19 protein-coding genes and 2 pseudogenes are annotated in these 23,023 nt (G+C 69.3%); 8 read left to right on the forward strand and 13 right to left on the reverse strand.

The genetic code is table 11. The features are described 5' to 3' along the window. Positions 1–1,779: 1,779 nt before the first annotated feature. Positions 1,780–2,427 (forward strand): annotated as a pseudogene (locus tag AB0I88_RS32435) (hypothetical protein); the annotation flags it as partial. Between the two features lie 108 nt (positions 2,428–2,535). Here AB0I88_RS32435 and AB0I88_RS32440 read toward each other — a convergent pair. Both AB0I88_RS32440 and AB0I88_RS32445 read right to left on the reverse strand, forming a co-directional pair. Then, on the reverse strand, positions 2,536–3,507 hold the full coding sequence (locus tag AB0I88_RS32440; RefSeq protein WP_361033405.1) for a D-alanine--D-alanine ligase: 972 nt from the start codon (positions 3,505–3,507) through the stop codon (positions 2,536–2,538). Continuing rightward, on the reverse strand, positions 3,504–4,817 hold the full coding sequence (locus AB0I88_RS32445) for a PLP-dependent aminotransferase family protein (protein WP_361033408.1): 1,314 nt from the start codon (positions 4,815–4,817) through the stop codon (positions 3,504–3,506). Before AB0I88_RS32445 ends, AB0I88_RS32440 begins: the two co-directional genes overlap by 4 nt. Positions 4,818–4,971: 154 nt before the next feature. On the opposite strand from AB0I88_RS32445, the gene AB0I88_RS32450 reads away from it, so the two are divergent. After that, entirely contained in the window at positions 4,972–5,634 is a 663-nt protein-coding gene (locus AB0I88_RS32450; RefSeq protein ID WP_361033411.1) for a GNAT family N-acetyltransferase, read from the forward strand. Positions 5,635–5,639: 5 nt separating this feature from the next. Here the strand turns inward: AB0I88_RS32450 and AB0I88_RS32455 are convergent, their stop codons facing one another. The 8 genes from AB0I88_RS32455 to AB0I88_RS32490 form a co-directional block, all read right to left on the reverse strand. Then, positions 5,640–6,791 (reverse strand): N-acetylmuramoyl-L-alanine amidase, encoded by a 1,152-nt coding sequence (locus AB0I88_RS32455; protein WP_361033414.1) that lies wholly within the window; start codon positions 6,789–6,791, stop codon positions 5,640–5,642. Positions 6,792–6,877: 86 nt separating this feature from the next. Beyond that, positions 6,878–7,201, reverse strand: coding sequence for a thioredoxin (gene trxA, locus AB0I88_RS32460; RefSeq protein WP_361033417.1), 324 nt, complete (start codon positions 7,199–7,201; stop codon positions 6,878–6,880). A gap of 16 nt (positions 7,202–7,217) precedes the next feature. Continuing rightward, a complete protein-coding gene (trxB, locus tag AB0I88_RS32465; protein WP_361033420.1) occupies positions 7,218–8,177 on the reverse strand; it encodes a thioredoxin-disulfide reductase in 960 nt (319 codons plus the stop codon). A gap of 122 nt (positions 8,178–8,299) precedes the next feature. Continuing rightward, positions 8,300–9,166, reverse strand: a complete 867-nt coding sequence (locus AB0I88_RS32470) for a hypothetical protein (RefSeq protein ID WP_361033423.1) — start codon at positions 9,164–9,166, stop codon at positions 8,300–8,302. Next, positions 9,163–9,822: an RNA polymerase sigma factor SigM gene (sigM, locus tag AB0I88_RS32475; RefSeq protein ID WP_361033426.1), complete on the reverse strand. Its 660-nt coding sequence runs from the start codon at positions 9,820–9,822 to the stop codon at positions 9,163–9,165. The genes AB0I88_RS32470 and sigM overlap by 4 nt, the downstream gene beginning before the upstream one ends. 37 nt (positions 9,823–9,859) lie before the next feature. Continuing rightward, complete coding sequence (locus tag AB0I88_RS32480) at positions 9,860–11,410, reverse strand: protein kinase family protein (RefSeq protein WP_361033429.1); 1,551 nt, start codon at positions 11,408–11,410, stop codon at positions 9,860–9,862. A gap of 227 nt (positions 11,411–11,637) precedes the next feature. Continuing rightward, entirely contained in the window at positions 11,638–13,368 is a 1,731-nt protein-coding gene (murJ, locus tag AB0I88_RS32485) for a murein biosynthesis integral membrane protein MurJ (RefSeq protein WP_361033432.1), read from the reverse strand. 49 nt (positions 13,369–13,417) lie between these two features. Next, positions 13,418–14,311, reverse strand: a complete 894-nt coding sequence (locus tag AB0I88_RS32490) for a hypothetical protein (RefSeq protein ID WP_361033435.1) — start codon at positions 14,309–14,311, stop codon at positions 13,418–13,420. A 151-nt stretch (positions 14,312–14,462) separates the two neighbouring features. Between AB0I88_RS32490 and AB0I88_RS32495 the strand changes: the two genes are divergently transcribed. Then, a complete protein-coding gene (locus AB0I88_RS32495) occupies positions 14,463–15,893 on the forward strand; it encodes a CCA tRNA nucleotidyltransferase (protein WP_361033438.1) in 1,431 nt (476 codons plus the stop codon). Here AB0I88_RS32495 and AB0I88_RS32500 read toward each other — a convergent pair. Further along, a complete protein-coding gene (locus AB0I88_RS32500; protein WP_361033441.1) occupies positions 15,890–16,999 on the reverse strand; it encodes a hypothetical protein in 1,110 nt (369 codons plus the stop codon). The genes AB0I88_RS32495 and AB0I88_RS32500 overlap by 4 nt on opposite strands. Positions 17,000–17,183: 184 nt before the next feature. On the opposite strand from AB0I88_RS32500, the gene AB0I88_RS32505 reads away from it, so the two are divergent. The 3 genes and pseudogenes from AB0I88_RS32505 to AB0I88_RS32515 all read left to right on the forward strand — a co-directional run bounded on the left by AB0I88_RS32505 (position 17,184) and on the right by AB0I88_RS32515 (position 19,952). Next, positions 17,184–17,627: a hypothetical protein gene (locus AB0I88_RS32505; protein ID WP_361033444.1), complete on the forward strand. Its 444-nt coding sequence runs from the start codon at positions 17,184–17,186 to the stop codon at positions 17,625–17,627. Next, positions 17,628–18,277: pseudogene (locus AB0I88_RS32510) on the forward strand (nucleotidyl transferase AbiEii/AbiGii toxin family protein). 79 nt (positions 18,278–18,356) lie between these two features. Beyond that, positions 18,357–19,952: a plasmid pRiA4b ORF-3 family protein gene (locus AB0I88_RS32515; protein WP_361033447.1), complete on the forward strand. Its 1,596-nt coding sequence runs from the start codon at positions 18,357–18,359 to the stop codon at positions 19,950–19,952. A 59-nt stretch (positions 19,953–20,011) separates the two neighbouring features. On the opposite strand, the gene AB0I88_RS32520 is transcribed toward AB0I88_RS32515, so the two are convergent. Next, on the reverse strand, positions 20,012–20,485 hold the full coding sequence (locus tag AB0I88_RS32520) for a SigE family RNA polymerase sigma factor (protein ID WP_361033450.1): 474 nt from the start codon (positions 20,483–20,485) through the stop codon (positions 20,012–20,014). Positions 20,486–20,624: 139 nt separating this feature from the next. Between AB0I88_RS32520 and AB0I88_RS32525 the strand changes: the two genes are divergently transcribed. Continuing rightward, on the forward strand, positions 20,625–21,362 hold the full coding sequence (locus AB0I88_RS32525) for a hypothetical protein (protein WP_361033453.1): 738 nt from the start codon (positions 20,625–20,627) through the stop codon (positions 21,360–21,362). A gap of 31 nt (positions 21,363–21,393) precedes the next feature. Continuing rightward, complete coding sequence (locus AB0I88_RS32530; RefSeq protein ID WP_361033456.1) at positions 21,394–21,849, forward strand: methylated-DNA--[protein]-cysteine S-methyltransferase; 456 nt, start codon at positions 21,394–21,396, stop codon at positions 21,847–21,849. Between the two features lie 91 nt (positions 21,850–21,940). On the opposite strand, the gene AB0I88_RS32535 is transcribed toward AB0I88_RS32530, so the two are convergent. Beyond that, a complete protein-coding gene (locus AB0I88_RS32535) occupies positions 21,941–23,020 on the reverse strand; it encodes an inositol-3-phosphate synthase (RefSeq protein ID WP_361033459.1) in 1,080 nt (359 codons plus the stop codon). Positions 23,021–23,023 lie beyond the last annotated feature (3 nt).

The raw sequence follows: 23,023 nt of genomic DNA on the forward strand, positions 1-23,023 counted from the left end.
CGAGCAGGTCTGGATCAACCGGCCCGACCAGGAAACCCAGCCCCAACCGCAAGCCGCTTAACTCCCGTTGGCCTCAATCCCTTGACACGTTCCGTTTCGGGGTGGCGCTCCGGGGCAGCGGCACCTGGCGCTCGTGCTGGCCGACATAACCACCTGGCGCGCTGTCTAGTGGCGGGCGCAAGGATCGACGTGTCGAGAGGGTCGAAGCGGGCTCCCACGCACCGTTCGTGTTTCGGCTGCTATACCAACTCCTTGCGTGCTTTCGTACTTGCGGGTGCGGCCAGTGGGGATCCAGATCTGGCAGGGCCCAGATGAGGTGGGCGGGATCGCGGCCAACTGGATGGACCGGAGCGAATTCGGAGGTTCGGTGAGGAACCGGCGCAGGCAGATTGGCCTCCGGATGGTCGACCTCGGCAAGTCGGTGAACGTAGCCGTCTCCGCCGTTGCCGGGCGGACCCAACGGGCCAGCAGAAGCCGAGACGTGTTGGCCACCAGCCGAGGCTTCCGCTGCCTGCTGGACTGGCGGGCGTGAGCCTGGGCGACGGTGGCGTCGAGACCAACGGCGTCGAGCTGCTTCTTGGCGAGGTTGGTGCCGATGAGGGACCAGCGGTAGTCACCAACGACTCGGCCAGCGACGACAGGCTGGCTGGACGAGTGATGTGCGAGAACCCATGAGACCGTTAGCCAAGCTAACTTTCCCCTCGGGTGTGTGGATGGATCGGTTGGCGAAGTGACCAGATGCGGTAGAAGGCATGCCCACTACTCCAGGCCAGACTTTGCGATCAGTCAGCAGTCCCGCTGTTGGAACGACCTACGAGGTAGGTGGCATGGTCAAACGATCCAGACGGATACCGGAGGCCAACGGGTCGAGCAATCGGCGCAAGACCCTGCAGACGCCCTCGTTGAGTCCGCACGAGCACGAATCCGGGCTGCCAGCGGACCGCCTCACGATGTGGAGAGAGCCATGGGCTTTGTACGCCGTTCTCGCCGGCCGCACAGCTCGCCCGTCGCCCAGCCCAGCCAGCTCGGCCACGCCCAATCCAGCCCGACCCAGCCCGACACAACCCAACCCAACCCAGCCCGACCCAGCCCGACCCGACCCGACCCAGCCCAGCCCGGCTCAACCCAGCCCGACCCAGCCCGACCCGACCCGACCCGACCCAGCCCAGCCCAGCCCAGCCCAGCCCGGCTCAACCCAGCCCAGCCCGACCCAGCCCAGCCCAGCCCGGCCCGGCAGCGAAACCTTCCACAGAGCAAACCCGGACCGAAGCCGAACCGCATCGAACGCGTACCGGCCCCGGCGCCCCCAGTTGCTGGATGATCACGTGACCGAGTACCTGCCCCGGCGCCACCCAGGGCCCAACGGTCAGGCCGTAAGCCCTCACCAGCCACGCAAACCCCAGACCGCCCAGACGGGTGAAGCGGACGCCCCAGACATGCGTAAGAACCACTATCCACAGGCTGTGTGTTGCGTCTGTTGATGGTGGGATCCACCGTGTTTCACGTGAAACGACGCCGATGTGGTTCCCGTCATCCACTGCTCTATCCACAGGGTGTGCAAGCGTTCTACGTCGTGTTTCACGTGAAACCGGAGTGCCTGTGGATAACTCCTGTGGATAACTTGGGGACGGCTGTGTACAGAGTTGAAGCTTCACCGTCGTCTACGTCACGACCGTGGCTCCGGCGAGTGGAAAGAGGTCCCTCCGTCGTGCGAAATTGACCCGGGACAGCCCGTCCTGGCTGGGCTAAGGTCACGACGTGTCTGAGAACACCACCCCCTTGCCCGACTTCACGCGCTGGCCCTCGTTTCCCTTCGAAGGCGACATGCGAGTGAAGAAACTCGCTCCACCGGTAGAGATCGAGCCGCCCCGAAGCGGCGAGGACGCCTCGGATTGTGTGGCGTGCAGCACTCCGGACGATTCCTACATCTGGGTCAGCGAGCGATGGCGGGTGCGGGCCATGGACCGGCCCACCGGTCTTCCCATGGTGCTCATCCTGGAGTGCCGGTCGCACCTGGACCTCGGTGACCTGCCCAATCTGCTGGCCGCCGAACTCGGGGTGATGACCGTACGTCTCGAACGGGCCATCCGGTCCCTCGACGGGGTCGCCCGGGTTCACGTGAATCGGTGGGGCGACGGCTCCGCCCACCTGCACATGTGGTTTCTGGCGCGGCCCTACGGACGACTGCAACTGCGCGGTACGTTCCTGTCGCTCTGGGACGACATCCTGCCGGTGGTGCCCGAGTCGCAATGGCGGGAAAACCTGGCCCTCGTCGCCGCCTGGCTCGCCGACTTCGGAGGCAAGGCCAACGCGGAGCCGGCCCACATCGCGTGGGAGTCACCGGCCACACTCAACGTCCCGGGTGCGACCGAGCCGGTGGACGATGCGGGCCCGCGCCCCGCGACCCTCGACGACGTGAAAGGCGGAAGCCCTGGACCGGTCGAAGCCGACGCCGGCAACCCGTAGTGCTGAACGGATAGACGGAGAGGGCGGCGAGCCGCACCAGCACGACCCACCGCCCTCGACCGGGAATGTCTAACCCTTCCGGGCCACCGCCCGCTCCACCAGCGCGCTGAGCACCGCACCGAGATCGACACCGGCCGCCTGGACGGCCAACGGCAGCAGCGACGTCTCCGTCATCCCGGGCGACACGTTGCACCCCAGGACCTGAGGCTCTCCGTCCTCCCCGACGATCACGTCGATGCGGGACAGGTCCCGCAGGCCGAGAGCCTTGTACGCCGCCAGCGCCGTCTCCGACACCCTCGCCGCCAGCTCCGGGGAGAGCCGTGCCGGCACGTGCCACGTGGTCAGGCCGGCGGTGTAACGAGCCGCGTAGTCGTACACCCCGTCCCGGGGAACGATCTCCACGATCGGCAGCGTCTCCGGGCCCGTCCCCAGGTCGATGATCGAGACGGCGAGGTTGGTGCCGGTCACGTACCGCTCGACCAGCGCGGTCGAGTCGTACGCGAAACAGCCCACCATCGCGGCCGGCAGGTCGGCGGCGTCCTGGACCACCGCGGCGCCCAGACCGGACCCGCCCTGGGCGGGTTTCACCATGAGCGGCAGCCCCAGCCGGGAGACGATCCGGTCGAGCACCGCCACCGCCCCCAGCTCGGAGAACCGGTCGTGTGGCAGCGCCACCCAGTCCGGTGTCGGGATCCCGGCCTCACGCAGCATCGACTTGGCGGACGGCTTGTCCCAGGCGAGCCGGGCGGTCCGGGCGTCGGCGCCGACATACGGCACGGCGCACAGGTCGAGCACCCCGCGCAGCGAACCGTCCTCCCCGGTGGCGCCGTGCAGGGCGATGACCACCGCGTCCGGCGGGTCGGCATGCAATGCCGGCAGCAGGGAGACATCGGCGTCGTGCATGTCGGCGGTCAGTCCGGAGGCGCGCAGCGCGTCCAGCACTCGGCGACCGGACCGTAGCGACACGTCCCGCTCGTACGACAATCCGCCGGCCAGAACCAGAACTCGCACTTCGTCACGCGTACCCATGCTGGTGATCATGCCAAGTCGGGGCCGGGGGCGTCGGCAGCGGCCGGGCCACGACGGCGCTGGTGGCTCTGCTGCAGGGTGGCCCCGCCGAAGACGGCGCGCATGTCCAGCTCCTGCTCCATGACGCGGGAGAGGCGGCGGATGCCTTCGCGGATCCGGTCGGGCGCGGAGAAGCTGAAGTTGAGGCGCATGTTGCCGCGGCCGGTGCCGTCGGCGTAGAAGCCGGTGCCGGGCACGTAGGCGACGCGGGCGGCGATGGCGCGCGGCATCATCGCCTTGGAGTCGAGGCCCTCGGGCAGGGTGACCCAGACGAACAGACCACCGGTCGGGTGGGTCCACGTGGTGCCGGCCGGCATCAGATCGCTCAGGGCGCCGAGCAGCGCGTCCCGGCGTTCGCGGTAGATCTCCCGGTACACCTTGATCTGCTCGCGCCACGGCATGGTGGACAGGTACTGGGTGACGGCGCCCTGGGCGAACGCGCTCGGGCAGAGCACGTTGGCCTCGCTCATCATGACCAGTTTCTCCCGGACGGCGTGCGGCGCCAGGATCCAGCCGACCCGCAGACCGGGCGCGAACGTCTTGGAGAACGTGGAGCAGTAGAAGACGCCCTCACGGCGGCGGGCCCGCAACGGCAGCGGGGCGTCACCCTCGAAGGAGAGCATCCCGTACGGGTCGTCCTCCACCACCAGGAGCCCGGCACGTTCGCAGATGTCGAGGACGCGTTCCCGTCGCTCCTCCGACAGGGTGACACCGGCCGGGTTCTGGAAGGTCGGGATCGTGTAGAGGAACTTCGCCTTGCGGCCGGCCCGTACGGTGGCCTCGATGGCCTCCTCGAGTGCTTCCGGGATGAGGCCCTCGGCGTCCATCGCCACATGCCGGACCTGTGCCTGGGCGGCCTGGAAGACGCCGAGTGCGCCGACGTAGGTCGGCCCCTCGGCGAGCACCACGTCGCCCGGATCGAGGAACAGCCGGGCCAGGAGGTCGAGGGCCTGCTGGCCGCCGACGGTGACCACCACGTCGTCCGGGGAGGCGTTGTGGATGCCGGAGAGGGTCATCACCTCGCAGATGCGCTCGCGAAGGTCGATGGTGCCCTGGCCGATGCCGTACTGAAGGCTGGTGGCGCCCTGCTGGGAGGCCAGGTCGCCGAGCATCTCCCCGACCGCGTCGAGCGGCAGCGCGGCGATGTAAGGTGAACCGCCGGCCAGCGACACCACCTCGGGGCGGCTCGCCACGGCGAACAGCGCCCGGATCTCGGATGTCGTCATTCCGCGTACGCGTCGCGCGTACCGATCGGTGTAATCGTCCTGGGTGGTACCGGTCATGCGAATCACCTCTTCGAGTCGGGACTGAAGCGATCCTAGTCGGGCGTTGCCCGTTGCCCGACCTGCTCCCGTTCATGGTGGTTCCGACGTAGGATTCGGCGGGGGCGCGGCGGCGTCCGGTCCTGTCTCATGAGCGAGCTGCAAGGGGTCCGCCATGTCGCGACGCCTGGTCAATCTCACCCTCGACACGCTCGAGGACCTGCCCCGGCCCTGTCGGCAGTGCGTCTACTGGGAGTTGGATCCGGTTTCCGCGGAGCGGGCCTGTGCCACCGGCGATCCCGGCCTGGAGAAGGAGGCGTGGGTCTCCCAGACCCTGCTGGAGTGGGGTTCCTGCGGCAAGCTGGCCTACGTGGACGGCATGCCGGCCGGTTTCGTGATGTATGCGCCGCCCGCCTACGTGCCCCGCTCGATGGCTTTTCCGACGTCCCCGGTGAGCGCCGACGCGGTCCTGCTGACCACCGCCAAGGTGGTGCCCGCCTTCGCCGGAGGTGGCTTGGGCCGGATGCTGGTGCAGGGGGTGGCCCGTGACCTCACCAAGCGCGGTGTGAAGGCGGTGGAGGCCTTCGGCGACGCCAAGCCGGACGAGAACGACGGCGACGCGACCTGTGTGGCGCCGGTCGACTTCTTCCTGTCGGTGGGCTTCAAGACGGTCCGCCCGCATCCCCGGTTTCCGCGGTTGCGGCTGGAGCTGCGGACGGCACTGTCCTGGAAGTCCGACGTCGAGTACGCGCTGGAGAAGCTGCTCGGCTCGATGAGCCCGGAGACGCTGCTGCGTCCCGTCCGGCCGGTGACCGCCACCCGGTCCGGCGACAACTAGCCCGGCTACGCCTTGTCGGCGAGCGCCAGGCGCAGCTGGCGCACGTCGATCGACCCGGTCGGCACGTCCCGCTCGACCGGGAAGTACATCCGCTGGACGGCGGCGAGCAGCGCCTCGACGATCTGCTCCCGGAACATCGGGTCGATCAGCCGCTCCCGGTCCTTCGGCGACGTCAGATAGCCCAGGTCGACGCGGACCGTCGGCATCCGGGTGAGGCGCAGCAGGTCCCAGGTCTTCGCGTGGGTGCGGCAGTCGTGCATCCCGGTGCGCACCACGATCTCCCGCTGCACCAGGTTCGCCAGGCGCTCGCCGACGGTGGAGCTGAGCCCGTTGCCGGTGCCGTAGTGGTAGGTCGCCACGCCTTCCGCCGAGCCGGACGTGTGCCCGTCCAGGTGCAGGGAGATGAGCAGGTCGGCGCCGAGGCTGTTGGCCAGGGCGGCCCGCTCGGCGCCGCTCATCGGCACGGCCGGCGACGGGCCGCGAGTCAGGTGCACCCGCATGCCGGCGGCGGAGAGCCGGCCCTCCAGCCGGGACGCCAGGTCGAACACCAGGTCCGCCTCGTTCCACCGGAGCGGGCCGTCCGGCACCAGGACACCGGTGTCGTCACCGCCGCCGTGGCCCGGGTCGATGACGATGGTCTTGCCGACCAGGTTGGGGCCGGACTGCCGGAACGCCTCGGCCTCGCGCAGCCACTGCGGGCGGCCGCCGACGACCTTGCGGCCGAGCCGGCGCAGCGCCTTCATCGTCTGCGGGCCGCAGGAGCCGTCCGGGACGAGACCGACCTCACGCTGGAACTGGGCCACGGCACGGGCCGTGCGAGCACCGTAGACGGCGTCGGGGCGCCCCGTGTCGTACCCCATCTCCAGCAGGCGCTCCTGCAGCGCCCGGACGTCCTCGCCGACGAGCGCGTCAGGCACCGAATGGAAGAGGGTCCGGGAGCCGAGCCGCCATCGGGCCGCGTCCAGCGCCCCCCACGTCTCGTCGCCGACCAATCCGTCGATGCCGAGGCCGCGACTCTGCTGGAAGGCGCGGACCGCGTCCTCCAGGGCCTCGTCGAAGACATCCGGTTCAGCCTCTTCGAGCAATTCCAGACCGACCAGGATCGACCTGATCTCGGAAACGGCCACGCCGGTGTCTCCGCGTCGGATGGAACGCACTCACGACTCCCTAGGACGAGAAAGGACGACCTTCCGGAGAGTACGCCCCGCGCCCGTACCGGGCCGCGGGGCGTAGTGCTCGAACGTCAGAGAGCCGACTCGATGAAGTTGACCAGGAAGCTCTTCGGCTTGGCCCCGGTCACCAGATTGATCCGCTCGCCGTCCTTGAAGATGGCCAGCGTCGGCACCGACATCACCTGGTAGGCGAGGGCGGTCTGCGGATTCTCGTCGATGTTCACCTTGACGATCTCCAGCTTGTCGCCCATCTCGGCCGCGATCTCGGCCAGCAGCGGGTCCACCTTCTTGCAGGGCACGCACCACTCGGCCCAGAAGTCCACCAGCACCGGCTTGTCGGACTGCAGCACATCGCTGGCGAAAGTGGCGTCGGTGACCGCCTTGGTTGCTCCCACGAGGACCTCCCGGGTCTTACAGCTCTACGAATGAAGCGATGAAGCGCTCGGCGTCGAGCGCCGCGGCACAGCCGGTGCCGGCGGCGGTGATGGCCTGCCGGTAGGTGTGGTCGACCAGGTCACCCGCGGCGAACACGCCCGGGATGTTGGTCCGGGTGCTGGGCGACTGCACCTTCACGTAGCCCTCGTCGTCCAGCTCGATCTGGCCCTTGAACAGCTCGCTGCGCGGGTCGTGGCCGATCGCCACGAACACGCCGGTGACGTCGAGGACCTTGGTCTCACCGGACTGCACGTTGCGGAGGCGGGCGCCGACGACCTTGCCGTCCTCGCCCAGGATCTCCTCGACCACGGAGTTCCACTCGATCTTGATCTTCTCGTTGTCCAGCGCCCGCTTCTGCATGACCTTGCTGGCCCGGAAGGAGTCCCGGCGGTGCACGATGGTCACGGTCTCGGCGAACCGGGTGAGGAAGGTGGCCTCCTCCATCGCCGAGTCGCCGCCGCCGACCACGATGATGTGCTGGCCACGGAAGAAGAAACCGTCACACGTGGCACAGGACGAGACGCCGTGGCCGAGCAGCTCCTGCTCGCCGGGAACACCGATCGGGCGCCACGCGGAGCCGGTCGCCAGGATCACGGCGCGGGCGAAGAACTGCTGGTCACCGACCCAGACGGTCTTGAGGCCCTCGGTGCCGGCCTCGGTCGGCTTGTCGGTCAGCTCGACCCGGGTGACGTCGTCGGTCAGGAACTCGGCGCCGAACCGCTCCGCCTGGGCCCGCATGTTGTCCATCAGCTCGGGGCCCATGATGCCGTCCCGGTGACCCGGGAAATTCTCCACCTCGGTGGTGGTCATCAGAGCGCCGCCGGAGTTGACACCCTCGATCACCAGGGGATTCAGGTTGGCACGAGCCGCATACAACGCCGCGGTGTAGCCCGACGGTCCGGAACCGATGATGATCAGATTGCGGACCTCGTCCACTGCCGACTCCTCAGTCTGTTTTCGCCGCACGAATAGGTCGGCGACACTGCACGCTAGAACGTCACACCAGGCATTCGCCATTCCCCGGCCGAGCCCGTGTCGGACCTCACGTGGGGGTGCGGTCAGCGTACCGGGAGTTGCTCGACCGTGTCCGCGCCAGCACCGGGCGTGCCGCACTTCGGGCCCACCGCCCAGACCCAGGTCCCGTTCGCCGCACTGAACCGGACGATCATCGCGGGGGCACCCTCGAACCTGGCATAGTCCACCAGCTCCACCGCGATCCGGCCGCCGCCGTTGGCTTGTGTGATCACGTCGAGGCAGTTGAACAGCCCGGACGGGTCACTCAGCCGGGCCAGCGGATCGATCCCGCCGGCCTTGGCGGTGGCCGGTTCGGAGCCCTCGGACAGGATCGCCTCCTGGGAGCGGCCCCCGGACGCCTGCGCCAGCGTGCCGGCGGTGTAGTCGGTGCCGCTGCTGATGATGTTGTCCGCCGGGATGCCCGCCATCATCGGGGCGGCGTCCTCGGCCACCCCGCCCTCGGCCGCGGTGCTCTGTGCGGCGTTGTCGGTCATGCCCATGCCGGAGAGCTGGCTGACACCGAAACCGGCGAACGCGAGCAGAGCGGCGGCCACCCCGACCGGCGCGACCCACCGCCGTGCCCGCGAGCGCCGCACTTCATCAAGATCGACAACCTTCGCGGGTACGCCGGTCGAAGACGAATCCGGATCGCCCGCCTCCACGACCGGCGCCCGGAACATGGCGTCCAGCCGGGCCGCCAGCTCGCTGGGCATCGGCTCCGCCTCGAACTCGCCCAGCGCCGCCTCGACGGCGATCATGCCGGGCTCCAGCGCCTCGAACGCCGCACGCCAGGCCGGGTCCTCGGACACCAGCGTGGCCACCCGCTCCTGGTCCGGGGTGCCGTCCAGGGCGCCACCGACGTAGTCGGCGAGAAGGTCGAGGTCGACCCCGTCGAACTCGGCGCCCGTCACCGCGGCTCCCTCCGTTCAAGTCCGGTCGGCAGCGGTCTCGCCGCTTCCGACCTGGATGGGACGGTCCCGCCGTCGTTCCGGTTCCCCCGCAGGTACCCCAGAGTCACCGCCATCCTGGCGCGGCCGCGGGCGCACCGGCTCTTCACCGTGCCCTCCGCCACGCCGAGCATCTCCGCCGCCTCGGCCACGCCATACCCTTGGACGTCCACCAGCACGATCGCGGCCCGCTGCTCGACCGGCAGGGCGGCCAGCGCCTCCCGCACCACCAGCACGGTGTCCTGATCGGGAGTGGGCGCGGCGGGCTCGGGACCGGACGGGCGGTCGTCGTCGTGGTTGCTCTCCGGCAGCGGCACGGTCGGGTGCGCCTGCCGCCGCCGGATCCGGTCCAGACAGGCATTCACCACGATCCGGTGCAGCCACGTCGTGACGGCCGCCTCACCGCGGAACCGGGCCGCGTTGCGATGAGCGTTCAGCAGCGCGTCCTGGACCGCGTCGGCGGCCTCCTCACGGTCGCCGACGGTCCGCAGCGCCACCGCCCAGAGCCGGTCACGATGCCGGCGGACCAGCTCCGCGAACGCCTCCGGATCGCCGGCCACGTGGGCACGGATCAGATCGACGTCGCTGGGCGTCGTGCCTGGTCCGTCCCGGAAAGTCACGTCAGCAATCTAGTGCAGCGGGGAGCCGAACGGGGTCTCAGTATCCGTACAGCTCGATCTCGTTGACGTTGACCTGGTAGCCGGGGGTGTCCTCGTTACGCGGCAACTCGCTCAGGAAGACCATCACGTACTGGTACTTCTTGGTGGGGTCGGCGACGGAGAGCACATGCTTCGTGCCGGTGCTCTTGGACGGGCCGCCCTCGGCGTCGCTGAGCGACTTGAACTGCTCCAGCACCTTCTTGTCGCCGCTCGAGGTGTCACCGGGGTCGCTGGTGCCGACTCGCAGGTCCATCACCACGCCCGGAGCCGAGGTCGTGACCGACACCTCGGACAGGGAACGCTGCTCGCCCAGGTCGATCAGGACGCCCATGCCGGCTTTCCGGTTACCGAACTTGGGCGCCAGGTAATACGACAGCTTCCAGGCGGTGTCCTTGTTACCGTCGACGGTGAATTTCGCCTCACCGGTGTCGTCACGGTCACCGGGCGGCGGGTCGACGATGCGCACCATGTCGGCGGTCAACTTGATCGGTTTCGGCTCGGCCGCCTGAGTCTGCGTCACGTCGGGTGTGTCGTTCTGCCCGGTGGTGCCGGCGGTCGTCGTCGACTTACCGGCGTCGCTGCTCTGGGTGTTGATCGCACGGATGCCGAAGATCAGGCCGATGATCGCGATCACCACCAGGGCGCCGACACCGAGCAGGATCTTCGGTGCGCTGCGGACCGGCTCGCCGGAGCCCGGCGAGCCGCCCTGCACGAACCGCAGGGGACCGACGTCCTCGAACTCCTCCTCCTCGGAAGCGGCGTCCAGCCGGCCCAGCTCCGCGGTGAGGGCGTCGGACGCCGGAGCGGCGACGCGACTGTCCAGCAGGTCCATGGTCAGATCGTCGAGGTACGCCGGGACGCCGGCCCGGATCTGGCGCGGCGCCGCCGGGTTGCCGGAACTGTCGCGGTTCGCATCGGGCAGGGCGGACCGGCCCACCTCGGATTGCGGCCAGTGCCCGGTGAGAGCGAAATACAGGATGCCGCCGACCGCCCGGATGTCCGACTCGGTGCTGTCGGCCGCGTCCGCCCGAGCGTCGGCCAGCACGACGCGGCCGTCGTCGGCGATCAGGGTGCTGCCGGGATGCACGTTGCCGTGCACCATGCCGGTGGCGTGCACCGCGGTGAGCGCGTCGGCCACCGAGTGCGCGATGGTGATCGCCCGCGCCGGGTCCAGTGGGCCCTCGGCGCCGACCAGGTCGCGCAGCGACTCGCCGTCCACCCACTCGCGGACCACGTAGGCCCGCTCCTGCTCGTCGATCGCGTCGTAGACGCCGACCAGATTGGGATGGATCACCCGGCTCGCGGCGACCGCGGCCTGCAGCATCTCGGTGGCGGAGTCGCCACCCGGGTGCCGGAGCACGACGGCGACGGCCCGTCGCAGGATGACATCGATGCCCCGCCAGACCTGCCGGCCCGCACTGTCGTTGTTGACGTGCTGTTCCAGCTGGTAGCGCTCGGCCAGGATCTCACCGACGGCGGGGGCACCGAAGGTCATGACCGGTCCGGCCTCGTCGGCCGCGGTCTCGTGGCCTTCGCCGACCTGGGTCACCAGTCCTCCCTCGGTGGTGCATTCCTCGGTGTGCTTCTAGGGGTGGTGCGGTCTCGGCGCTGGAAGACACGAGGCTCCGGCGCACATGCCGACACCGACCATACCCGCACTCGGCCATGGTCTGGCAGGTCGTCCCCCCGGCGCGGCATCGGCACCGGGCGACGCGAATCGGCCGAACCGCTGTCGGACCAATCGGGAATTACCTGTTCAGGGTGTTTTCCGGGGGTTCAGCGGCCGATCTTCCGGCGAACCATCCCGACCACCTGGCTCACCTCTTGAACCCGCAGCAGCAGCGCCGCGCCCAGGTAGGCGATCAGGATCACCGCACCGCCGGCGGCGATCTGCACGATCGCCTCGACCCGGCCGTCCGGTTCACCGGAGCCGGGGAGCAGCCCGACCACCAGCAGACCCAGGGCCGCGGCGAACCCGGCGGCGAGGGCCACCCGCAACAGCGAGCCGGCCACCGAGCCCAGATCCAGCCGGCCGATCCGGCGGCGCAGGACCGCCAGCGAGATCAGCGCCGACACCAGGTAGGAGATCGCGTTGGCCGCGGTCATCCCGGCGGCGACCAGCGAGGCCTTCAGTACCTCGGCGAGCACGAAGTAGCCGGCGATCCGGACCGCCACCACCGGCAGGTTGATCAGCGCGGCCGTCTTGTTGGCCTGCAACGCGTAGAACGCGTTGGTGCAGAGGAAGCTGATCGACAACGGCAGCACCGCGAACGCGGCCACGCTCAGCACCGTGCCCATGGACAGCGCGTGCGCGTTCGTGATCCGGCCGCCCTCGAAGAGGAAGACCGCGATCGGCGCGCCCAGCACGGCGTAGGCGACCACGATCGGGGCGATCGCCGCCGAGACCAGCTTGATGCCGCGGGTCAGGTCGGCGCTGACCTCGGCGAAGCGGCCGGCGGCGGCGGCGGCGCTCATCTTCGGCAGCAACGCGGTCATCACCGAGACGCCGATGATGCCGTGCGCCATCATGATGAGCAGGAAGACGTTGTTGAAGCCGATGGTGCTCGGGCTGTCCTCGCCGGCGACGTCGTTCAGGATGCGCGCCACCGCGAAGACCGCCACCTGATTGGCCGCGACGTAACAGAGCATCCAGCCGGCCAGGCTGCCGATCTCGCGCATGCCGAGAGACCGGGGATCCCAGCGCCACTTCCAGTGGAAGCCGACCCTACGCAGGGCCGGCAGCAGGCCGATCGCCTGGACGATCATGCCGAGCAGGATGCCGCCGCCCATCAGCGCGATCGCACCGGGACTGATGTTCTCCGGCGTCAGCTCCGTATCCGATCCGAAGACCAGAAGGAACACCCCGCACACCGCGATGACCACGATGTTGTTCAGGATCGGCGCCCACATCGGCGCGGCGAAATGCCCACGGACGTTCAGCACCGCGCCGATCAGCGCGGACACGCCGGTGAAGAAGATGATCGGCAGGATCAGGTACGCGAAGCTGGTGACCAGGTCGCGGTAGTCCTCGGGGGTCTTGTCGCCCGCCTGGATCGCGGTGATCAGCGGTGCGGCGACCACCACCAGGACGGTCGCGATGCCCAGCATGACGACCGCGAAGGTCAGCAGCTTCTGGGTGAACTCCTGGCCGCCGTCCGGGTCCGCCTTGCGGCGCCGGACCAGCAGCGGGATCAGCACGCTGGAGAGGATGCCGCCGAGCAGCAGCTCGTAGATCTGGCCGGGCAGGAACTGGGCGCTCGTGAAGGCGCTGCCCACGTGACCGCCGAGCGCCATGCCGATCAGCGCGTTGCGGACGAAACCGATCACCCGGCTGACCAGGCTGCCGATCGCCATGATCGCGCTCTGGCCGGCGGTGCCACCGCCCTCGGCCGCCGGCTGCTGCTCCTCCGGCGCCGGCCCGTCCACCGAGACGACGGTGACGCCCTCCTGCGCCGGCGGTCGCGCGTCCGGTGTCGCATGCGTGCTGCGGTACAGGCCGCCGTTCACCCGAGCCTCCCGAGCCCTACCGATGATGGAGCCACCATAAAGGCAAACGTCACACGTGGTGACGTAGGAGGGTGCCGGGCTCGGCCCCGGCCAGGGTCTCCACCATCCAGCATGCCTCCAGGGGAACCAGAGGCTCACTCAGCGCATCCAGCACGGTCGGGTGGTCGCAGCCCGCCCCGGTCAGCGCGCCGAGCAGAGCCGGCACCGCCGCCAGGTCGCCCGAATCGGCGATCCGTCCCGCCAGGGGACGCGCCGCGGCGTACCAGTCGTGGTGGGGCACCCCTGCCAGCAGGGCGCTCGCGTGGCGTACCAGATCGGAAAGGTCCTCATGGGGGAAGCGATGGCCCGCACGGACCTGGAGCCGCGCCTGGGCCGGGGTGCTCAGGGACGCGATCGCGGCCTCGTCCAGGACCTGCGGCGACGGCACCGCCGGCGCCGGCCACCAGCGCTCGCCGGTGAAGAGCGGCAGCGGCGCCTGCTCGGGGCCGCCGGTCAGGGCCGCCAACTGCTCCCCGAAGGGGATCTCCCGGCGCAGCGAGCGATAGGCGGCCTCGCGCACCGCCGCGATCTGCGCCGGATCGTCGTCGGCGGCGGCCGGAGCGAACGGCGACAGCAGCGCCACCACCAGGCCGGGATGCGGCAGCAGCGGGTCGGACAGGGCGATCACCCGGGCGAAACGCTCCAGCTCCCACCAGCGCAGAGCCGCCGGGTACGGACCCGCGGCCGGCGCCCAGCCCAACTGCACCGGCTCGCTGGCGGCCGGACGGCGCAGCCCGAGCGCCCGGTCCCCGGTGGGCAGCTCGACGTCCAGAACCAGCGCGTAGCCGCTCACCACCGGAAAGGAGAAGTGCGCCTCCGCGGGCAGGCCGTCGGTGTCGAACGGCTCGCCCGTCCAGAAAGCGGGGGTCTCGGCCAGGCGTCGCAGCGCCTCGGAAACGGGCATCCTGCCATCCTGCCCGGCGATCAGCGCGGCGGCCACGGCAGCCATCCGACCGCCCCACCCCACCACCCTGAAGCGGACCTTCGGCCAGCCATCCGACCGCCCCACCCCACCACCCTGAAGCGGACCTTCGGCCAGATACCCTGGTAACCCCATGTCTGTTCTGAATTCCGCCCAGCAGAAAGCGGTAGCCGAGCTGCTCCGCGTGTCCCCCGTCGCCGACGAGCTCGGCCGGCGGTTCGCCGCCGCAGGTCACGAGCTGCACCTGGTCGGAGGTTCAGTCCGTGACGCGCTGCTCGGCAGCCTCGGTGACGACCTCGATTTCTGCACCGACGCGCACCCGGAGCAGACCCTCGCCGTGGTGCACGGGTGGGCCGACGCGATCTGGGAGACCGGCCGCGAGTTCGGCACGATCGGCATCCAGAAGAACGGGCTGCGGATCGAGATCACCACGTACCGGGCGGAGGCCTACGACGGGGTGACCCGCAATCCGGTGGTGTCCTACGGGACGTCGCTGCACGACGATCTTTCCCGGCGTGACTTCACCATCAACGCGATGGCCGTGTCGGTGCCGGGGCACGAGTTCACCGACCCGTTCGGTGGGCTCCAGGATCTCGCGTCCCGGGTGATCCGCACGCCGGCGGCGCCGCAGATCTCGTTCGGCGACGATCCACTTCGGATGCTGCGGGCGGCCCGGTTCGCGGCGAAGCTGCGGTTCACAGTGGACCCGTCGGCCGTGACCGCCATGTCGGACATGGCCGCCGATCTCGACCGGATCACCGCAGAGCGGATCCGGGACGAGTTCACCAAGCTGATGACCGCGGTCGACCCGATCACCGGACTGCGCCTGCTCGTCGACACCGGGCTGGCCGACCGCTTCCTGCCCGAGATCTCCGGCCTGAAACTGGAGATCGACGAGCACGCTCAGCACAAGGACGTCTACGAGCACACGCTGATCGTGGTCAGCAACGCCATGCGCCTGGAAGGCGACGAGGGACCGGATTTCGTGCTGCGGATGGCCGCGCTGATGCACGACATCGGCAAGCCGGCCACCAAGGCGGTCGGGCGCGACGGCCGGGTCAGCTTCCACCACCACGAGGTGGTCGGCGCGCGGCTCACCAAACAGCGCATGAAGGCCATGAAATACCCCAAGGACGTGACCGGCGAGGTGGTCGGGCTGGTCGCCCTTCACCTTCGTTTCTACGGGTACGGGCGGGGCGAGTGGACCGACTCCGCCGTCCGCCGCTACGTCACCGACGCCGGCCCGCTGCTGTCCCGGCTGCACAAGCTGACCCGTTCCGACGTCACCACCCGCAACCGGCGCAAGGCCGCCCAGCTGGCCGCCGACTACGACGCCCTGGAGGACCGGATCGCCCGGATCGCGGCCGAGGAGGACCTGGCGAAGGTCCGCCCCGACCTCGACGGCAACGCGATCATGGAGCTGCTCGGGGTGCCGCCGGGCCCGATCGTCGGCCAGGCGTGGCGGTTCCTGAAAGAGCTCCGGCTCGACCGGGGGCCACTCGATCGGGACGAGGCCGAGGCGGAGCTCTACAAGTGGGCCCGCGAGCAGGGCCACATCGCCTAGAGGGTTCCGACGCTCACGGTCCGGCCGGCGAAGTCGGCGGGCAGGGTCTGCGACTCGACCAGGGCGCCGCGGACGTCGTACACCTCGGCTTTGGTGTCTCTGATCGACAGGATCCGGCCGTCCGGCAGGAAGTGGACGTTCGTGCCGGGAATCCGGCCGACGGTCTTGCCGGTCTCGACGTCGACGACGTGTTTGGGCCGGGTCTGGAAGGCTTGGTCGAAGACCATCACGAACCGGCCGTCAGGGGACCACGAGTCCGAATCGACCGGCACCCCGGCGACCGGGAGAGTGCGGATCCGCTGCCCGGTGGCGATCGAGTACACGACGATGTCCTTGATCGTGTCCGGTTTCGCCTCCGACTGTGGGACTTTCGGGTCGACGCGGGGCAGAGCGACCTCCGTGCCGTTCGCCAGCCACGTGAAGTAGCAGAAGTCCGGGCATGTCGCGGTGGCGCCACCGCCACCGCGGCTCGTGATCCGGCCGGTGACGCCGTCCCGGATCACGTAGCCGTCGTGGACGGTGTCGAGCAGCCGTCTGCCGTCCCGCGACCACTGCGGACCGGGCAACTCGGCGCCACCCGGGATGGGTGTCGGCAGGACGCCCTCGCCGCCGACCGACAGCAGGTTGCTGGAACCGTCCGACACGAGCGAGCCGGCGCCGGCCGGGGCGCCCCAGATCGTGTAGTAGTCCCAGGGCAGCGCCCAGTAGCGGCCGGTCACCCGGTCGAGCGCCACGTTGCCGTCTTTCAGCGTCTTCCCGGCCGGGTTGTCGCTGCCCACGTCGATGCGGGTCAGGGCGGTGACCACCAGGCCGCCCGGGAGCTGGTACGGCTGTTGCTCCCAGACGCCCTTCGCCGCCGTGGTGGCGCTCATCGACGGTGCTGGTGGCGGGGTGGCCGGTGAATCGGGCGCCTGTTCGCGAACGATGACGAAAGGTGCGGCGGCCACCACGGTCAGTGCCAGTGCGGCCGTGCCGATCGCGGTGCGGCGACGGCGGCGGATCCGGCGGCCCCGGGTGCGAGCCGCGGCGGCCAGATCGAGGGGCCGGGGGGCGTTGTCGGCGAGATCCCGGACGGCGGCGCCCACGAGGTCCTCCACGTTCTTCATCGGGCTCCTCCCATGGAGACGTGCTGGTCACCGACCAGTTGGCGGAGTTTGGCGAGAGCCCGGGACGCCTGGCTGGCGACCGTAGTCAATGAGCGACAAAAGCCGAGAATTTCGGTACGCCCAAACTGTCCCTGTCCATCGACATCCCGGCTGTCCAAGCCACGGCTCGACAGGATGACCTGCGATGCCCGCTTCTGCGCATCTCCGTCTGGATGTCGGCAACGCGGTGGAGGGCAAGTACCCTGAAGCCGTGGGCGAGTTCTCTGAGCACGTGGATTCGGATATGGCCCGACCGCCGGTGGGTTACCTTCCATACGGCGAGCGGAAGCCGTATGTCGTGGCTGACTCGCTCGCCGCGTTGAAGGGGCCGACCCGGGGCGTGGTTTCTCTGCCGCATCATCTCGACTGGTCGCGCCGCGCAGAGTATGACTTGAGCCGATCCGCTCGTCTGGCCGGCATGTACAAGGTGGTGCTCAGCGAGGCGGGCAGCGTCGAGGATCTGTGCGCCTGGCTCGACGGTGGCCTGCTTCTCCGGCTGTGGCCCACGCTGTGGTTGCCGCCGCAGCTGCGGCGGCGCTGGGAGGAGCGTTTCCCGGAGCTCGCTGCCACCCGTCCGGCTGCCGCGTAGGTGGACCCGTTTCACGAGCGGCTCGCTCGGCTCGGGCTTGAGGCCGCCGGACGGTACGGTTTCGCTCTTGCCGGTGGTTACGCGGTCCAGGCGGCTGGTCTTCTCGAACGGCCGAGCGAGGACGTCGACCTGTTCACCGCCTGGGACCGGCGCGACGAGTTCAACACGGCGGTCACCGTCGTCGTCCAGGCGTACCGGGATGTCGGCGTCATAGTTGAGGTCGAACGGCGTTACGACACCTTCGCGCGGTTGATGGTGACCGAGGACGGCCGAACCGCAAAGGTGGAGCTCGGCGTAGATTGGCGCGCCAACGATCCGATCCTGATGTCTATCGGCCCGGTACTGCATCCCGACGACGCGGTGGCCAACAAGATGAGCGCACTCTATGGCCGGGCGTTCGCCCGCGACTTCATCGACATCGATGCAACGCTGTGCTCGGGCAGATACTCCGGTGAAGATCTCCTGCGTCTTGCGGAGCGGGCCGATTCCGGCTTCGACCGGCGCATTTCGCCGCAGCCCTCGGACAGGCCGGCCTGCTGGACCCGGCGGATTTCGCCCAGTACGGCATCGTCGGCCAAGACCTCGACGAGATGCGGACCCGGTTCGCGGCGTGGCGTCACGATCTACTCACCGAGTCGTCGCCGGAATAGCCGCACGGCGGGCCCTCAGGCCTTCGCCCGGCGGTGGGTGGTCACCCGGCGAGCATCGGCTGTTCGGCAGACTGGCGCGATGAGTTCTCGAAGCCGACGCCCCGCAAAGCGGGGAACCAGCCGGGCCCGCCGCCCAGATCTCACCATTGTGCCCGGCACGGAGCAGGCCTGCGGTTGCCCCGGCTGCGCAGAAGGCGGACCGGATCCCGAACAGATGCTGACCGACCTGGTCGATGACGCCTCCGCGTTGGCCGAGGTCGATGATCCGCTCGAAGCGGAGCTGACCGGTGCGTTGTTCGTGGCGATGAGCCGGGCCAGTGGCGGGGAGATGATGGCGGCGTTCGCCGGTGCTTTCATTCCAGCGATCGAGGCGCGCGGCACCCGGGCCGCGCTGACGCTGCTCACCGCGATCGGTGCGGTGGGCGGCGAGGCAGAGAAGCCGGTCACCGCGGCTGCCCGGGCGGCCTCGGCACGGATGCGCGGCAACAACGTCGCGGCACCGTCCTGGGCCGACGATCTGGCACAGCCGCTGACGGCAGGGCCGTTCACCCGGATGCATGACGACCAGGACATCATGTCGGTGCTGATCGGCGCCTTTCAGCGAGCCGGCCGCGACCATGCGCTGATGATCACGGTGGATCACCAGCACTGTGGCGCTGCGGAACAGATCTACCTGCTCGATGCCGAGGAGTTACCGTCTGCGGTCGCCGCGATCCACCAGGGCGCCCGGCAGGACGGGGTGCGCATCAGTACGAAGAAGCTGGGCGCGCCGGAATTCCGTTGGTATGTCGAGCAGGCATTGGAGGCGCGTGCCGTCCACGATGAGGAGGACGTACCGAACGACGATGCCCCGCTCGATTCGAACCTGATCGACGAGGACGGCCCGGGATTCGCCCCACTCGCCGTACTCACCCGCGGCCGCCTGGACACCCTGCCTCCCGCTCGCCGGCCGCGCGGCGCGACCGCGTCGGGCCACACCGCCGACCGGACCGCGATGGACGTGCTCCAACAGTTCGCCGCTCTGATCGGCAACTCCGGCGGCCCGGCCGCGTTCAGCCTCGACCTGCCACCGGCCCGCCGGCCAACACCGGCAAAACTTCCGGCCAAACGCAAGAAGTCCAACGGGCCGGCACCGATCTACCAGGTCAAGGTCAGTCTGCGCGGTGCCAAACCGCCGATCTGGCGGCGGCTGCTGGTACCCGGCGACATCACTCTCAACCGGCTCCACCAGGCGATCCTCGCCGCGTTTGGCTGGCACGGCGGGCACCTGCACGTCTTCGACACCGCATACGGCCTGTTCGGTCGGGCCGACCGCGACCTCGGGCACCGCTCGGACGGCCCGGTCACCCTCGAACAGGTCGCACCCGCGGTCAAAGACAAATTCCGCTACACCTACGACTTCGGCGACGACTGGGAGCACGACATCCTGGTCGAGAAGACAACACCCGCCGACCCGGCCACCTCCTACCCGGTCTGTGTCGGCGGACGGCGCGCGGCCCCACCCGACGACTGCGGCGGCATCTGGGGATACCAGGAGCTGATCGAGGTACTCACCGACCCGAACCATCCGGAACACCAGGAACGGCTGGAATGGCTCGGCCTGGACGACCCCGATCAGTTCACCCCGGACAAATTCGACCTAGATCAGGTTAACCAGCGACTCCGAACCCGCTGACCAACAGGCCACGAATAGACCGCCGCTCGTTGACACGCCTGCCACACCCGGCCGACCCATCAACGAGCGGCGTGGCCGCATCTCGGCCTCGAATGCCTCTTCGAGGTGCCGGGACGGCAGCCCAGCACCTCGGCGGTCTCCTCCACTGAGCGGTCCTCGAGATAGCGCATCACCAGGACGGCCCGCTGGCGGGCGGGCAGTGACAGCAGCGCCTCCCGCACGGTGATCTGATCGGTGACGTCCTGTTCGTGGCGGCCGGCGGCGGCCCGGTCCGGCACGTCGGCGACGGTCACCTCGTTACGGTGCGCGGGACGGCGCCAGGCGGACACCCGGTCGTTGTAGATGATCTTCCGGACGTACGCCTCCGCGTCGCCGTGGATGCGCGGCCAGCGGGCGTACGCCTTGGCCAGTGCGCCCTGGACCAGGTCCTGTGCGGTGTGCGGATCCCCGGTCAGCGCGTGCGCGACCCGGAGCAGCGCCTGCCCCCGGACCGCGACGAACGCGGTGAACTCGTCTTCCAGTGACTGCTTCACCGGTCACCTCCACCAGGACAGACGCGCGAAGGATCGGAATCCTTGCATGCCCACCGGAAGGAGGTTGCGTCGAAACGGTAGCGTTCTGAACCGCAGCGGCCGTCTGCTCTAACCACCCCTCCGTATCCCAGGAACAACCATGACTTCCGTACGTTCCCGTACCCTCGCCGCCCTGCTGGCCATCGTTCCCACCGCCGGCCTGCTGGCCGTCGCGTCACCCGCGCAGGCCGCCACCCTCGACATCACCGTCAAGTCGGTCGCGGTCAACAAGAGCGTCTTCGTGCTCGGCTCCGGTGCCGGCTGCCAGAAGCTCGCCATCACCGCCGTCACCAGCGCGCCGATCCCGACCGCCGGCTTCGAGATCGCCGGCGTGGGCGCCGACATCGAGGCCCCGAACGGCAACGTCGTCAAGGGCGGCCAATTCTCCCAGGTCGGCTCGACGGCCACCTACAAGGGCACGTTCAAGATTTGCGGCAAGGACTCGGCCGGCCGCTGGACCGTCAACGTCTACGGCGCCCAGATGCGCTCCGGTGGCTCGCCCGAGCTGACCAACGTCGTGAGTAAGTCGATCTACCTCAAGCGGCCCTCCAAGCTGAGCCTGAACGCCGCTCCCGAGCCGGTCGTCAAGGGCGAGAAGCTGACCGCCAAGGGCGTCCTGAAGGTCAACGGCAAGGCTCTCGCCGGCGCCAAGGTGAAGATCTACTTCACACCGGCCGGTTCCACCGCCTCCGTCCACAAGGGCACCGCCACCACCAACGGCAAGGGCGTCTACAGCAAGAAGTTCACCGCCACCGGGACCGGCGTGTGGAAGGCCGTCTACGCCGGTGGGGCCGCCCGCAACGCCGCCTCGGCCGTGGACACCGTCAAGGTCAAATAACCTGTCGTACCCCCGGGGCAGACTTGGGGGCATGTTCGTCATCGAAACGCCGATCGGCCCGCTCGGCGTGGTCGTCGACGGTCCGGCCGTGGTGAGCGTGCGTTTCGGCGCCCGGCCGGGCTCGTCGGCGGTCCACCCAGCGGCCGACGAGCTGCGAGGCTACTTCTCCGGTGAGCTGACCGACTTCACCGTGCCGTTCGAGTTGCGCGGCGGGTCCGACTTCGAGCGGGCCGTTTGGGGCGAGATCGCGAAGGTGCCCTACGGCGAGATGATCACCTATGGGGCGATCGCCACCGCGCTGGGCGATCCGGGCGCCGCCCGAGCGGTGGGCACGGCCTGCAACCGCAATCCGATCCCGGTGATCGTCCCCTGCCACCGCGTCGTCGGGGCCGGCGGCAAGATGGTCGGCTTCGGTGGCGGCCTCGACCGCAAACGCATCCTTCTGGAGTTGGAGGCGCGGGTCGCCCTGCAGAAGGCGTGGAGCTGACCCCGTACCGGATCGGGGTGTGCGAAAGGCCGGCCCAACGACGTGGGCCGGCCTTTGCCGCTCAGCTTGCGCTGCGCTCAGGTAGTGCTTCTCAGCGCTCGATGTCGCCCTTGATGAAGGCCTCGACGGACTGGTGGGCGTCGTGGTCGCTGTACTGCACGGGCGGGGACTTCATGAAGTAGGAGGACGCCGACAGGATCGGGCCGCCGATGCCGCGGTCCTTGGCGATCTTCGCGGCCCGCAGGGCGTCGATGATCACGCCGGCCGAGTTCGGCGAGTCCCACACCTCGAGCTTGAGCTCGGCGTTCAGCGGGGTGTCACCGAAGGAGCGGCCCTCGAGCCGGATGTAGGCCCACTTGCGGTCGTCGAGCCACGGCACGTGGTCGGACGGGCCGATGTGCACGTCGCTCTTGATCATCTCGTGCGGGATCTGGGAGGTCACCGACTGGGTCTTCGAGATCTTCTTCGAGACCAGACGGTTGCGCTCCAGCATGTTCATGAAGTCCATGTTGCCGCCGAAGTTGAGCTGGTAGGTGCGCAGCAGCTCGACACCGCGGTCCTCGAACAGCTTCGCCAGCGCGCGGTGCACGATGGTCGCGCCGACCTGGCTCTTGATGTCGTCACCGACGATCGGCACGCCCGCGTCCTCGAACTTCTTCGCCCAGACCGGGTCGGAGGCGATGAAGACGGGCAGAGCGTTGACGAACGCGCAACCGGCGTCGATCGAGGCCTGCGCGTAGAACTTGTCGGCCTCCTCGGAGCCCACCGGCAGGTAGGAGACGACGACGTCGACCTCGGCGTCACGCAGAGCCTGCACGACGTCGACGACCTCGGCCGAGGACTCCTCGATGATCTCGCGGTAGTAGGTGCCGAGACCGTCGAAGGTCGGGCCACGCTGAACGGTCACGCCGGTCGGCGGCACGTCGGTCAGCTTGATGGTGTTGTTCTCGCTGGCGACGATCGCGTCACTCAGGTCCATGCCGACCTTCTTGGCGTCCACATCGAACGCCGCGACGAACTTCACGTCAGAGACGTGATAGTCGCCGAAGGTCACGTGCATGAGACCCGGAACGCGGTCGTTGGGGTCGGCGTCTTTGTAGTACTCCACGCCCTGTACGAGGGACGAGGCGCAGTTACCCACACCGACGATGGCGACGCGGACGGAGCCCATCGC

The organism is Actinoplanes sp. NPDC049802 (assembly GCF_040656595.1).
GTDB lineage: Bacteria > Actinomycetota > Actinomycetes > Mycobacteriales > Micromonosporaceae > Actinoplanes.

Excerpts from the sequence above, each read along its gene's own strand:
- AB0I88_RS32490 (WP_361033435.1), bottom strand. The coding sequence starts at position 14,311 with ATGCCCGTTTCCGAGGCGCTGCGACGCCTGGCCGAGACCCCCGCTTTC.
- AB0I88_RS32450 (WP_361033411.1), top strand. The coding sequence starts at position 4,972 with ATGTCGCGACGCCTGGTCAATCTCACCCTCGACACGCTCGAGGACCTG.
- AB0I88_RS32515 (WP_361033447.1), top strand. The coding sequence starts at position 18,357 with ATGAGTTCTCGAAGCCGACGCCCCGCAAAGCGGGGAACCAGCCGGGCC.
- AB0I88_RS32505 (WP_361033444.1), top strand. The coding sequence starts at position 17,184 with ATGCCCGCTTCTGCGCATCTCCGTCTGGATGTCGGCAACGCGGTGGAG.
- AB0I88_RS32445 (WP_361033408.1), bottom strand. The coding sequence starts at position 4,817 with ATGACCGGTACCACCCAGGACGATTACACCGATCGGTACGCGCGACGC.
- AB0I88_RS32440 (WP_361033405.1), bottom strand. The coding sequence starts at position 3,507 with ATGATCACCAGCATGGGTACGCGTGACGAAGTGCGAGTTCTGGTTCTG.
- AB0I88_RS32525 (WP_361033453.1), top strand. The coding sequence starts at position 20,625 with ATGACTTCCGTACGTTCCCGTACCCTCGCCGCCCTGCTGGCCATCGTT.
- AB0I88_RS32530 (WP_361033456.1), top strand. The coding sequence starts at position 21,394 with ATGTTCGTCATCGAAACGCCGATCGGCCCGCTCGGCGTGGTCGTCGAC.
- AB0I88_RS32535 (WP_361033459.1), bottom strand. The coding sequence starts at position 23,020 with ATGGGCTCCGTCCGCGTCGCCATCGTCGGTGTGGGTAACTGCGCCTCG.
- AB0I88_RS32495 (WP_361033438.1), top strand. The coding sequence starts at position 14,463 with ATGTCTGTTCTGAATTCCGCCCAGCAGAAAGCGGTAGCCGAGCTGCTC.
- AB0I88_RS32500 (WP_361033441.1), bottom strand. The coding sequence starts at position 16,999 with ATGAAGAACGTGGAGGACCTCGTGGGCGCCGCCGTCCGGGATCTCGCC.